This is a genomic window from Brachybacterium sp. GPGPB12, from assembly GCF_038396325.1.
In the GTDB taxonomy this organism is placed as follows: Bacteria; Actinomycetota; Actinomycetes; order Actinomycetales; family Dermabacteraceae; genus Brachybacterium; species Brachybacterium conglomeratum.
Window position 1 is genome coordinate 3,232,112 of the sequence record NZ_CP149573.1, and the last position, 12,706, is coordinate 3,244,817.

At 73.0% G+C, this 12,706-nt stretch carries 9 protein-coding genes and 4 pseudogenes; 6 read left to right on the plus strand and 7 right to left on the minus strand.

Annotation, left to right across the window (positions count from 1 at the left end; all coding sequences use genetic code 11):
• Window positions 1–33: 33 nt before the first annotated feature.
• Entirely contained in the window at window positions 34–483 is a 450-nt protein-coding gene (locus WKH84_RS18925) for a rhodanese-like domain-containing protein (RefSeq protein ID WP_341854751.1), read from the minus strand.
• Window positions 480–2,122, minus strand: a pseudogene (locus WKH84_RS18930) (DEAD/DEAH box helicase). Before WKH84_RS18930 ends, WKH84_RS18925 begins: the two are co-directional and overlap by 4 nt.
• Before the next feature lie 383 nt (window positions 2,123–2,505).
• Here WKH84_RS18930 and WKH84_RS18935 point away from each other — a divergent pair.
• The 6 genes and pseudogenes from WKH84_RS18935 to WKH84_RS18960 all read left to right on the plus strand — a co-directional run bounded on the left by WKH84_RS18935 (window position 2,506) and on the right by WKH84_RS18960 (window position 7,711).
• Window positions 2,506–4,463, plus strand: a pseudogene (locus WKH84_RS18935) (sugar-binding domain-containing protein).
• A gap of 8 nt (window positions 4,464–4,471) precedes the next feature.
• A complete protein-coding gene (locus WKH84_RS18940; protein WP_341854752.1) occupies window positions 4,472–4,696 on the plus strand; it encodes a hypothetical protein in 225 nt (74 codons plus the stop codon).
• Window positions 4,697–4,818: 122 nt separating this feature from the next.
• Window positions 4,819–5,840, plus strand: a pseudogene (locus WKH84_RS18945) (ribonuclease HI family protein).
• Window positions 5,837–5,968 (plus strand): hypothetical protein, encoded by a 132-nt coding sequence (locus tag WKH84_RS18950; protein WP_341854753.1) that lies wholly within the window; start codon window positions 5,837–5,839, stop codon window positions 5,966–5,968. The pseudogene WKH84_RS18945 and the gene WKH84_RS18950 overlap by 4 nt, the downstream one beginning before the upstream one ends.
• A gap of 185 nt (window positions 5,969–6,153) precedes the next feature.
• Entirely contained in the window at window positions 6,154–7,407 is a 1,254-nt protein-coding gene (locus WKH84_RS18955; protein WP_341854754.1) for a DUF4031 domain-containing protein, read from the plus strand.
• Window positions 7,408–7,477: 70 nt separating this feature from the next.
• Window positions 7,478–7,711 (plus strand): hypothetical protein, encoded by a 234-nt coding sequence (locus WKH84_RS18960; RefSeq protein WP_341854755.1) that lies wholly within the window; start codon window positions 7,478–7,480, stop codon window positions 7,709–7,711.
• 114 nt (window positions 7,712–7,825) lie between these two features.
• Here WKH84_RS18960 and WKH84_RS18965 read toward each other — a convergent pair.
• From WKH84_RS18965 to WKH84_RS18985, 5 genes and pseudogenes are all read right to left on the minus strand, one after another.
• Window positions 7,826–9,900: pseudogene (locus tag WKH84_RS18965) on the minus strand (PhoX family phosphatase).
• 211 nt (window positions 9,901–10,111) lie between these two features.
• Window positions 10,112–11,239 (minus strand): HAMP domain-containing sensor histidine kinase, encoded by a 1,128-nt coding sequence (locus WKH84_RS18970; protein WP_341854756.1) that lies wholly within the window; start codon window positions 11,237–11,239, stop codon window positions 10,112–10,114.
• Window positions 11,218–11,655, minus strand: coding sequence for a hypothetical protein (locus tag WKH84_RS18975; protein ID WP_341854757.1), 438 nt, complete (start codon window positions 11,653–11,655; stop codon window positions 11,218–11,220). Before WKH84_RS18975 ends, WKH84_RS18970 begins: the two co-directional genes overlap by 22 nt.
• A gap of 72 nt (window positions 11,656–11,727) precedes the next feature.
• A complete protein-coding gene (locus tag WKH84_RS18980; RefSeq protein ID WP_341854758.1) occupies window positions 11,728–12,450 on the minus strand; it encodes a response regulator transcription factor in 723 nt (240 codons plus the stop codon).
• 4 nt (window positions 12,451–12,454) lie between these two features.
• Window positions 12,455–12,706 carry a lipopolysaccharide assembly protein LapA domain-containing protein gene (locus WKH84_RS18985; protein ID WP_341856969.1) on the minus strand — a complete coding sequence of 84 codons (252 nt, stop codon included), beginning with the start codon at window positions 12,704–12,706 and terminating at the stop codon, window positions 12,455–12,457.

Here is a 12,706-nt window from a genome sequence, read left to right on the forward strand (position 1 = left end):
CGCGGGCGGGCTCGAAGCGTGCGGCGGACTGCCTCAGTCCACGTAGCGGGTGGGCTCCTCGTCGACCGGGAGGCCGGCCTGCGCATAGGCGCGGAACCCGCCGACGAGGTCGGTGGCCCGGTGGAAGCCGAGGTCGCGCAGGTCGCGGGCGGCGAGCGAGGAGTAGTACCCCTCGTTGCACAGCACGATCACGGGGTCGTCGTGGTCCGGCCCGCCGTCCATGCGGTGCGCGGAGGAGGGGTCCAGCCGCCACTCGAGCACGAGGCGCTCGATCACGGTCGCCCCGGGGACGTGCCCTTCGGGCTCGCGCGTCACGGCCGAGCGGATGTCGATCACGTGCGCCCCGGCCGCCTGCGCGGCGGCGAGGTCGGCGGGCTCGACGCGGTCCACGCCCCGACGCGCGGCGGCGAGGACCTCGTCGATCCCGTGGCCGGCGGGCGCCTCGGCGCGCCGACGGCCGTGGGCGGCCGACGGCTCCGTCATCGGCGCCGCCCGGAGGAGAAAGCCGCGAGGCCGCCGCCGACGGTGTTCCCGCCGCCGGAGCCCTCGGAGCTGGTCGAGTAGGTGGTGGGGGCCGGACGGCCCTGACGGCGCCCGCCGCCGGAGCCCTGGCCCTGACCGTCGCGGCGCCCGCCGCCCTGGCCGCCGCTGCGACCCTGGCCGGTCGAGCGGTCCTGGCCGCTGGAACGGCGCTCGCCGCCCGAACGTCCCTGGCCGCCGGAGCGGCCGGAGCCGCCCTCGCCGCCGCGGCCGCCCTGGCCGCGACCAACCTGCTGACCCTCGCCGCGCCCGCGGCCCTGGCCATCGCGTCCGGCCTGGCCGCGGCCGCCCTGGCCGCGTCCGCCGCCCTGACCGCCGCGACCGCGACCGCCCTGGCCGCCGCCGCGGCGCTCGCCCGCCATGCGGCGCTCGTCCAGCGGCTCCTCCGGCTGGCGCGGCTCATGGGTCGCCACGCGCTCGCCGGGGGCGAGCTCGGTGAGGACGGGGCTGGTCGAGACGACCTGCTGGTGGTAGGTGGGGGTGATCCCGGCCTTGCGCATCAGGTCGTTCACGTCGCGCTTCTGGTCCGGGGTCTGCACGGTGATGACCGTGCCGGACTCGCCGGCGCGCGCGGTGCGGCCCGACCGGTGCAGGTAGGCCTTGTGCTCGACGGGCGGGTCGGCGTGGACCACGAGCGCGACCTCGTCCACGTGGATGCCGCGCGCGGCGATGTCGGTGCAGACCATCGTCGTCGCGGTGCCGGAGCCGAAGGCCTCCAGATTCCGGGTGCGGGCGTTCTGCGAGAGGTTGCCGTGCAAGTCCACCGCGTCCACGCCGCGGGCGGAGAGCTTGCGGGCGAGGTTCTTCGCGCCGTACTTGGTGCGGGTGAACATGATGGTGCGGCCGGGGGCGGCCGCGAGGTCGCGCGAGCACGTCGAAGCGCGTCTCCTTGTCGACCTCGAGCACGTGGTGCTCCATCGTGCCCACGGGGCTCGTCGCGGGGTCCGCGGAGTGCGTGACCGGGTCGTGGAGGAACTCCTTGACCAGCTTGTTCACGCCGGAGTCGAGGGTCGCGGAGAACAGCATGCGCTGGCCGCGGCGCGGGGTCGCCTCGAGGATGCGGCGCACCATCGGCAGGAAGCCCATGTCGGCCATGTGGTCGGCCTCGTCGATCACGGTGATCTCGATGGCGCCGAGATCGGCGTGGCCCTGGCCCATCAGGTCCAGGAGCCGTCCGGGGCAGGCGATGAGCACGTCGACGCCGCCCGCGAGGGCGTTCACCTGCGGGTTCTGGCCGACGCCGCCGAAGACGACGGCGCCGCGCAGGCCGGCGGCCTTCTCCAGCGGCTTCAGCGAGTCGGCGATCTGCGAGGCGAGCTCGCGGGTGGGGGCGAGCACGAGCGAGCGCGGCCGACGGGCGGTGCGGCGCTTCGGGGTCTCCAGCAGGCGCGACACCAGCGGCGAAGAGGAAGGCGTAGGTCTTGCCCGAGCCGGTGCGGCCCCGGCCCAGCACGTCGCGCCCGGACAGGGAGTCCGGCAGGGTCGCGGCCTGGATGGGGGTGGGGTCGGTGATCCCCAGCGGCGCGAGGGCGGCGGTGAGGGAGGCGGGCACGCCGAGGCGTGCGAAGTCAGGGGTGGTCACGAAGGGTGATCCGTTCTCTGTGCGTTGCACCCCGCACGTCGTCGTCGCGTCGGGACCGCCGGGGGCGGTCCTCTCCGGCCGACGCCGTCGCCGTCTGCGGGGCCTGCCGCTCCTCGTGCCCGACGCCGTGCGTCGAGGGGTGCGGGGGCGCCCGGACGGGACCTGTGCCGCGGCGGGAGGACGGCACTCCCGCCCACCTTACGCGGCGGTCACCTCGCAGGCGACGGGCGGTGCCCCGCATGTGAGATACCACCGTGTCCTCCCGCCGCGGCCTGCCTCCCCGTCGGCCGACCGCCCGGGATTTCCAACGTTGCACATCTCGGCGTGATGGAGTTGACTGGCTCCCGACCGATCACCGCCGATCACGCGCCAGGAGCCCTGTGATGACCCCTCCGACCCCCGCGTCGCCCGAGGCGCTCGCCGCGCTGTTCAGCCGAGCCGACGAGCTCGCGGCCCAGCTGGATGCCCCGCTCCCCGCCGCACCCGACGTGCCCCGCCCCGAGCACCCGCGCCCCCAGCCGCAGCGCCCCACCTGGCTGAACCTCAACGGGACCTGGCAGTTCGAGATCGACCGCGGCGACACCGGACGCGAGCGCGGCCTGCTGGACCGCGCCCTCGAGGACGAGATCACGGTGCCCTTCGCGCCCGAGACCGCGGCCTCCGGCATCGGCGACCGCGACTTCCTCGAAGCCGTCTGGTACCGCCGCACCCTCACCATCCCCGCGGACTGGGAGGGCCTGCGCCCGATCCTCCGCTTCGAGGCGGTGGACCAGGACGCGACCGTCTGGGCGAACGGCGTCGAGGTCGCCCGCCACCGCGGCGGCTTCACCCCCTTCGCCGCCGACCTCTCCCAGGTCCCCGACCTCGGCGCCGGCGACGAGGTGAGCATCGTGGTCCGCGCCCGCGACCCGCACGATGCGCCCCAGGCCCGCGGCAAGCAGTCCACCTGGTTCCGCCCCACCCACGCCAACTACCACCGCACCACCGGCATCTGGCAGAGCGTCTGGCTCGAGGGCGTGCCGGCCGACGAGATCCGCTCCCTGCGGATCATCCCCTCGCTCGCCTCCGCCTCCTTCGCGATCGACGTGCCGCTCTCGCGCAAGACCCCCGGCACCTCCCTCGAGATCATCGCCGCCGTCCCCGGCGGGGAGGAGATCGCGCGCACGAGCGTCCGCGCCGACCTCGACCTCGCCCCGCACCTGGCGCTGACGATCCCCGAGGAGCACGTGCGCGTGTGGGGCGCCGGCGCGCCCGAGCTCTACGCCCTGCAGGTGCGGTCGCTGGATGCCGACGGCGCCGTGCTCGACGAGGTCCGCTCCTACGCGGGCCTGCGCTCGACCTCCCTGAACGCCCACGAGTACCGCCTGAACGGCGAGAAGGTCTTCCAGCGCCTGGTCCTGGACCAGGGCTACTGGGAGGACTCGTTCATGACCGCCCCGTCGGACGATGCCTTCACCACCGACATCCGCCTCGCGATGGAGGCCGGTTTCAACGGCGCTCGTCTCCACCAGAAGGTCTTCGACCAGCGCATGCTCTTCTGGGCGGACCTGCACGGCTATCTCACCTGGGGCGAGTTCGGGGACTGGGGCGTCTCGGGCCTCGGCCCGCTGGGTGACAACCAGCGACCCACCGCCTCCTTCATCGGGCAGTGGATCGAGGCGGTCGCCCGCGACATCAACCACCCCTCGATCATCGGCTGGTGCCCGCTGAACGAGACCCACCAGATCCTCCACGACCGCTTCACGCGACTCGATACCGTCACCCAGGCGATGTACGACGCGACCAAGCTCGCCGACCCCTCCCGCCCCGTGCTCGACGCCTCCGGCTACTCCCACCGGGTGCGCGGCGCCGACGTCTACGACTCCCACTCCTACGAGCAGGATCCCGAGCGCTTCCGCGCCGAGCAGGCCGGGCTCGCCGAGGGTCGACCCTTCGTCAACCGCCGCGACCTGGCCCCGGACGAGTACCCCTTCGCCGACGGCGAGTTCTCCCTGCCCTTCGCCGGCCAGCCCTACTTCGTGTCGGAGTACGGCGGCATCTGGTGGAACGAGCAGGAGGCGAAGGAGGCCGCCGAGGCGGCGCGCGCCGGGAACAACGCCGCCGAGTCCTGGGGCTACGGTCAGCGGATCACCAGCGAGGAGGAGCTCTATGCGCGTTTCGAGAGGGCTCACCCGCGTCGTCGCTCGAGGACCCGCTGATGTTCGGCTACTGCTACACGCAGATGACCGACGTGTTCCAGGAGAAGAACGGCGTGGTCGACTTCGCCCGCGGGCGCAAGCTCGACCTCTCCCGGCTCCGCGCGATCCAGCAGCAGGTCGCGGCCTACGAGACCGAGGGCTGAACCTCCGGGTGCTCTCTCGCCCCGTCCTCCTCGACGACGGAGAGATCCGTGGCGCCGACGGCGGCGCGCCCGAGGTGCTGGGGCCGACGGTCGAGGTGCTGGGCGAGCTCGTCGCGAGCGGTCCGGCTCTCGAGGTCGCGAGCGGCACCGGCGGCGTCGCGACCCGGCTCTACGAGGCCGTCGGCTTCCATCGCGCCCACGTCTACGCGACCCCCGAGAAGCCGGTGGGCTGAGCTGGAGTCCGCGGGGCCGTGCTCCGCGAGGCACGGGGAGCGGACAGCGGATCGAGCAGCGGACCGCGAGCGACCGCTGGCCGAAGCGGGGAACGTCGCAGGGCTGTGGAACGATTGCGCCCATGACGATCACCGCTGCGGCCGACGGCTCCGCCCTCGGCAATCCCGGACCCGCAGGCTGGGCCTGGTACATCGACGAGGACACCTGGCGTGCGGGCGGCTGGCCCCACGGCACCAACAACATGGGCGAGCTGAAGGCCGTCCTGGACCTCCTCGAGGCGACGGCCGTGGACGCCGACCAGCACCTGCACATCCTGTGCGACAGCCAGTACGTCATCAACTCCATCACCAAGTGGATGCCGGGCTGGAAGCGCAAGGGCTGGCGGAAGAAGGACGGCAAGCCCGTCATGAACGTCGAGTCGCTGAAGGACATCGACCGCGCGCTCGCCGGGCGCGCGTCGAGTTCGAGTGGGTCAAGGGCCACGCCGGCCATGCCATGAACGAGGCGGCCGACAAGCGCGCCAACGCCGCCGCGACCGCCTTCGCGAAGAAGCAGGACCCGCAGGTCGGTCCCGGATACCGGGGGAGCGGCCCCGCGCAGGGCGGCTCCTCTCCCGCACCGTCGGCCGGCTCCTCGTCGACGGCCTCCCCGTCGGCCGCGCCGTCCTCCTCGCAGACCGGCGCGGCCGGCGATCCGGATGACCTCTTCAGCCTCTTCGACACCGCCGATCCCGCCCCCGCGGCCTCCTGCTCCACCGCGGTCGAGGACACGGTGCTCGTCGCCGACGCCCCCGGCACCAGCGACTTCGAGCAGGTCATCACCCGTGAGCAGGCGTCGCTCACCGACGCGCCGCGCGCCGAGGGGCCGAGCGCGGCCGAGCCGCTGCACCCCGCCTTCACCGAGATCGGCGCGAGCGGGCGCAGCTACGACCGCGACGAGATCCTCTCCGCCCTCGCCCCGCTGGCGGACGTGCAGGCCGAGGATTTCCTCGCCGACGAGATCGCGCCCGGCGCGATCCTCCTGCGCTATGTCACCACCGGCCCGGACGGCACCGTCCGCCGCGGCTCGGTGTGGGTGAAGGAGCGGGGCCGCTGGGCGCTGCGTCACCACCAGGGCACCCCGGAGGGCGCCGGAGGACGGTGACCTCCTCCGTCCCGCTCGACGCCCGTGCGGGCGGTCCCGACCTCGCGCGCGGGATCGCCCTGCTCGGCATCGCGCTGGCGAACCTGGTGGGCTGGTCGCGCACGGCTCCGCCTGGACGGTGCCGCTGAAGCGAAGCAGGACGCGAGCGCCGCGGACCGCGTCGTGGACGTCCGCTCGCCCTGCTCGTCGACAACCGCGGCTTCCCGCTGTTCGCGCCGCTGTTCGGGTACGGGATCGGGATCCTCCGCCGCCGCTCCCTCGAGCGCGGGGAGCGCACAGGACGGTTCCTCCGGCGCATGCGCGCCGGCATCTCGTGCCGCTCGCGATCGGCCTCGCCCACGCGATCCTGCTGTTCAGCGGGGACATCCTGGTCGGGTACGCGGTGATCGGGATGCTCTGCGCACTGCTGATGACCCGGGGTCGGGTGTCGCTCGCCGCCGCCGCGATCGTGACCCTGCCGGCGCTCGGCGTCTGGGGATGGGTGGACGGCACGGTCGGGCTCGGCGGCGGCACCGGCTACGCGTCCGCCTCCGCACCGGACTATCTGGCCGGCGTCGGGATCCGAGCGCCTGACGCCCTGCACGGCCTGTCGCTCGCCCCGATCGAGGAGATCGGCCTGCTCTCCCCGATGGCGCTCGGCGCGCTCATGGCCCGAGGCGCCCTGCTCGAGGACGTCCCCGCGCATCGCGGGCGGCTCGGCCGGCTCGCCCGGTGGGGCCTCGCGATCGGCCTGGTCGGCGCGGTGCCGCTCGCCGCCGTGCTGGTCCTGGACCCCGCCCATACCCGGCTCGACGCCGAGATCGTGCTGGGCATCCTCGGCGTGCTCCACCAGGTCAGCGGCCTCGCCGGGGCCGTCGGCCTCGCCGCCGGGGCCGCGCCGCTGGCCGCGCGGTGGGACCCGCGCCCCGCGGCGCGTGCACCGGGTGCCGACGGCGGCCCCGCGGACGCCACGGCCACGCCCACGCCCCCGGCCACGCCCACGGCCACGGACCCGCCTCCGGTCGGAGCCCGCGGCCCCCTCGGCGCGGCGGTGCGCGCCGTCGAGGCGCTCGGCGCGGTCTCGCTCAGCGCGTATCTCGCCCAGTCGGTCCTGTGCCTGCTCCTGTTTCCGCCGTACACCCTCGACCTCGGCGCGCGCTCGGCGGCCGCGGGCGCCGCGGCGCTCGTGCTCGCCGGCTGGCTCCTCATGCTCCTGCCCGCCGTGCCGCTGCGCCGGAGCGGACGACGCGGCCCGATGGAGCACGTCCGCGCGCTCTGGCAGGATCGAGCACACCCCGCACACCCCGCACCGCCGACGCCCACCGAGCCCGCGGAGGAACCCGATGACCGTCTTCGCCGACACCCCCGCTGGCCCCGCCACGGCACCGTGTGGGGCCATCTCGTCTCGGACCGCTCCCTCGAGGAGCCGCACGAGGCCGCCGCCCGTGCCGGACTGCCCCCGCGCGCCTTCGACCTCGACCACTACGACTGGCCCGCCTCCGCCCGCGAGGACCTCGAGGCCGCCGGGGTGAGCTTCGTCGGCGACCGCGAGCTGACCCGGATCCTGCTGCGCTCCGGGCGCGGGTGAAGCTCTCCGAGCGCCCCGCCGCCCGGGCCCGACGCGCGCCGCCCACGCCGCGGAGCTGGGGCTCGACCCCGTGCCGCGCGACCTGATCGTCGGACTCGTCGGCCATGTGGACCCGCTGCCCGCGGAGCCCGGCTCCTTCCGCCTCACCCGCGACGTGCCGCACGGGGACGCACGGGTCGAGGCGCACGACGCGCCGGGCCGACGCCGCGCCGAGGCGCCGCTGGCACGGCTCGATGCGCTCGCCCTCGAGGCCGGGGAGCCCGGCTTCGTCGGCCAGGCGATGGACGGCCCGCCCACGGCCTGAGCCGGGGTCGGGTCCGCCGATTCGGTTCGCCGTCCCCGATGCGTCTCGGACGATGGGACGGGCTCCTCACCGCAGCGAGGAGCCCGTCCGCCTCAGGCGGCGTGCTGGGCGAGGTCAGCCCTCGTCGCCGTCGGAGTCGAGGACGTCGAGGTAGACCTGGACCACGGCGGGACGCGGCACGGCGACCAGGTCGCCCTTCAGCCCGCCGCCGGGAGCGAAGTCCGGGAAGTAGGAGGTGTGGGCGCCCCACTCGCCGCCCTCGCCCGGGTGCTGGACCGCGACGAAGACCGAGTCGTCGAGGTCGTGGATGACCGGGCCGCAGGTCTCGGCGTCGGCGGGGACGGCCAGGAACTGCTCGACCCTGCCGCGGTCCTCGCCCTCGAGGGTGACCTTGTGGAGAGCGTCGGAGTAGCCGATCTTGCCCGGCTGGCCGTCGGTGGAGATCCACAGGGTGCCCTTCGAGTCGAAGGCCAGGTTGTCCGGGCAGGAGATCGGGGAGACCTGGTCCTTCGGGAAGCCCGAGAAGTAGGCGGTCTCCGAGGTGGAGGGATCGCCGGCCAGCAGCAGGATCGACCAGTTGAAGCGGGTCGAGGTGTGGTCGTCGCGCTCCTCGGTGATCTCGATGACGTGGCCGTCGCGGTTGCCGCCGTCGGGCACGGCGACGGGGTTGGCCTCGTCGACGTAGTCGGGGAGCGCTTGGAGTTGTTGGTCAGCGCCACGTAGATCTTGCCGCTGGTGGGACTGGGCTCGACGTCCTCGGGGCGGTCCATCTTGGTCGCCCCGACGGTGTCGGCCGCGAGACGCGTGTTGACCAGGACCTCCTCGACGGTGAAGCCGGGGACCAGGGAGCGGTTGTTGCGCACCAGCGGGACCCAGGTGCCCGCGCCGTCGAAGGCGCCGTCGGACGGCACGTCGCCGGAGCCGTCGATCTCGCCGGCGGGGGAGTTGCCCTCGAAGCGCGCGACGTAGAGCGTGCCCTCGCTGAGCGACTTCATGTTGTTCGCCTTGTCGCCCTCGCGGTACACGCGACGGGAGACGAACTTGTAGATGTAGTCGTCCGTCTGGTCGTCGCCGGAGTAGACGACGGCGTGGCCGGTGCGGGCGATGTGCACGGTGCCGGCCTCGTGCTTGAAGCGGCCCAGCGCCGTGTGCTTGACCGGGGTCGAGGTCGGGTCGTCGGGGTCGATCTCGACGATCCAGCCGAAGCGGTTGGCCTCGTTCTCGTAGCCCTCGTTGTTGAGGTTGAAGCGGGGGTGGACGAGGTCCCAGCGGCGCGAGGTGGGGCCGGGGGAGATGCCCACGCGCTCCTGCTCCTCGACGCCCGCGGTGCCCACGAAGTACTGGTCGAAGTTCTCCTCGCCCGAGAGGACGGTGCCCCACGGGGTGGTGCCGCCGGCGCAGTTGTTCAGGGTGCCGAGCACGGTCATGCCCTCGGGGTCCTCGACTGTCTTCAGCAGGTCCGAGCCCGCGGCGGGGCCGTCCACGGTGAAGGGGGTGAAGCCGGTGATGCGCCGGTTGCGGCGGCCGCCGACGACGTAGGACCAGGGCTCGCCCGCGCCGGTGCGCTCGAGGTCCACGATCGACAGGCCGTGGGCGGCGATCGCGGTGCCCACGACGTCCTCGGGGTTCGAGGCGATGTACTCCGGGGAGAACATGATGTTCTCGTTGGTGTACTCGTGGTTGTTCACGAGATAGCCGGTGGTGCCCTCCTCGTCGTCGACGATGACGTTGAGGTAGTCGGAGTTGTAGCCGAACTGCTTCTCCTGCGACTCGCGGGTCTGGTTCTCGAGGTCGAACTCGGGGGAGTCCTCGAACAGCGGGTCGCCCCAGCGGATGATCGGGGTCCAGTCGTAGCCGCGGGGCACGGTCATGTCGTCGACGACGCGGGGCACCGGGTCGATGGCCTGGAAGGTGAGGGTCCCGTCGCCCTGGGGGTGGGCGCCGTGGTCGGCCCGCGCCGCCGGGGCGCCGGCGACGTTCGCGCCGACGACCACCGCGGCGGCCAGACCGCCGCCCGCGCCGAGCGCGACGCGGCGCGAGATCGCGGCGTCGGCGATGTCGCGGAAGTGCGAGTTGTCCGAGGTGTTGGGGACCGGGTGCGAGCAGGCGCCGCCGCACTTGAGCTTGCAGGTGATGGCGAGGCGGTTGCCACGGGTGTGGCCGAGCATGGGGAGATGACGCTTAAGCATGGGGGCTCCTCAGGTCGTGAGCAGGTGTCCGCGAGTGGGTGCGACTCGCGACCCCTACACCATGGACGGTGAGGTGGAGCACGACATGGGGTCCCGGTGAAGCCGCGATGAACAGTCGATGGGCGACGAATGTCCGATTTGCGACATGGTGGTGTTGCGTAAATGTGCACGTCAGAGCGTCGTCGCAGGGAGCGGCGGGGGAGTGCGCGGATCAGTCCTGCGCGGGCGGGACGGACGGGCTCGCCGGGGAGGAAGAGCCCGTCAGCGCCCGCGGCTGGTCCGGCTCCACCTGCTGCTCGGGGTCGAGGTCCGTGCCCTGCGGCTCGATCCAGAAGGTCGCGCCGCCCCCGGGCGTCGGTCGCACGCCGATCGCGCCGCGATGTCGCTGGACGATGGTCGCCGCGATCGACAGGCCCAGGCCCGCGCCGCCGCCCTGGCTCGCCGAGCGGACCCGGGAGGAGTCGGTGCGGTAGAACCGCTCGAACACCTTCTCCCGCTGGTCGTCGTCGATGCCCTCGCCGTGGTCGCGCACCTCGATCCGGACCCGGCCGTCCTCGAGGCGGCCCACCGCGAACTCGACCGGCGATCCCTTGGGGGTGTGGCGGTTCGCGTTGCCCACCAGGTTCAGGATGACCTGGCGCAGCGAGGCCTCGTCGCCCAGCACACCGAACGGGACGTGCGGTCGCACCGACAGCGGCGTCCCCTGCAGGGAGACGACCATGACCTGTCGGTCCGGGTCCAGGGCGCGCAGGTCCTGGGCGGCGTCGAAGAGAGCGTCGGTGAGGTCCAGCGGCTCGAGGTCGAGGTCAGGGCGCTCGTCGAGCCGCGCCAGGCGCGAGAGGTTCTCCACGAGGGAGCCCATGCGCCTCGCCTCGTCCTCGATCCGACGCATCGCGGAGGCGGTGTCCTCGTCGGTGCGCAGGGCCCCCATCCGGTACAGCTCGCCGAAGCCGCGGATCGCTGCCAGCGGTGTGCGCGACTCATGGGACGCGTCGCCCACGAAGCGGCGCATCCTCGCCTCCGAGGCGGTGGCCTTCTCCTCCGAGGCGGACTGTGCGGCGAAGGCCTGCTCGATCCGCACCAGCATCTCGTTCAGCGACAGCGCGAGATCGTGCACCTCGAGGCTCGTGTCCGTCACGGGCACGCGCTGGGAGAGGTCGCCCCCGGCGATCTGGGAGGCGGTGGCCTCCACGTCCCGCGGCGGCTCGAGCGCCCGATGGGTGACGTAGCCTCCCGCGCCCATCCCGACCAGCACCACGAGGGTGCCCACCAGCACGATGATCAGCGCCATCTCGTGCATGGTGCGGTCCACCGAGGTCAGCGGCAGGGCCACGTACACGCGCCCTTGTCCGGCCCGGAGTTGACCATCGCGATGACTCGCCAGCGGTTCTCGGCGGAGTCCAGCACCGTGAAGGGGCGCCCGCCGCGCCGCAGGATCTGCTCGTCGGTGAGGTCCGGGAACTGCACCGAGACATTCCCGGGCCCGTAGTGGAAGACCTCCTGCTCGATCGGCCGTCCCTGCTCGTCGCGGATCTCGACCGCGTACTCCACGGGGATGTACGTGCTCGAGGTGATGGCGTCCTCGTCCCCGGCGAGCTCGTCCGCGCCAGGGAGAGCATCTCGCTGACCGAGGACTGCAGGTTGTTGTCGACCGACTGGATCAGGGTGCGGTTCAGCAGGAACAGCGACAGGCTCCCGGTCGCGACCACGCCGAGCACCAGCAGCAGCGAGATCAGCGCGACGATCCGGGTCCACAGGGACATCGGGCGCTCGGTGCGCAGGCTCGGCAGGGCCACGGGGTGGTGCTCCTCGGGTCGGGCGTCGGGGTCAGGCGCCCTCGGCGGCGCGCGCGACGTAGCCGATGCCGCGCTTGGTGTGGATCATCGGCTCGCCCACCACGTCGATCTTGCGGCGCAGGTAGGAGATGTAGGACTCGACGATGCCCACCTCGCCGGACCAGTCGTAGTCCCAGACGTGGTCGAGGATCTGGGTCTTGGAGACCACGCGGCCCGCGTTCAGCATGAGGTAGCGCAGGAGCTTGAACTCGGTGGGGGACAGCTCGATGTTCACGTCCCCGCGGTGGACCTCGTGGGAGTCCTCGTCCAGGCGCAGGTCGCCGACGACGAGGGCGCTGTCCACGGCCGTCTCCGAGCCGCCGTGGGTGCGGCGCGCGACGGCCCGGATCCGGGCGACGACCTCCTCGAGGCTGAAGGGCTTGGTGACGTAGTCGTCGCCGCCGACGGTGAGCCCCGCGACCTTGTCCTGCGTCTCATCCTTCGCGGTGAGGAAGAGGATCGGGTACTGCTCGCCGCGGTCGCGTAGGCGGCGCGTGACGGTGAAGCCGTCCATGTCCGGGAGCATCACGTCCAGGACCACGAGGTCCGGCTGGTGCTCGGTCGCCTCCCGGATCGCCTCGTTGCCGGTGGAGGCGGTGAACACCTCGAAGCCTGCGAAGCGCAGGGAGGTGGCCAGGAGGTCGCGGATATTGGGCTCGTCGTCGACGACCAGGAGGCGTGCCTCGTAGTCGTTCTCCTCGCTCGCAGCAGTCATGGCCCTACCGTCCTCCCTGTGCTTGGGAGATGCCTGGACGTCTCCTGGGCGGCCTCAGCGCAGGGTGCGCTGGGCCTTCTCCTGCTCGCTTGCGCGCCTTGCGGATCGTCCAGCCCATCTGGATCATGCGCACCGAGCCGACCAGGGCCATGACCAGCGCACCTGCGATCGCGGCGAGCAAGATCGCGACGCCCAGCGGAAGGTCGAACTCCGCCCCGAAGTACTGGAAGCGGGCCGAGACGTTGTTCTGGATCAC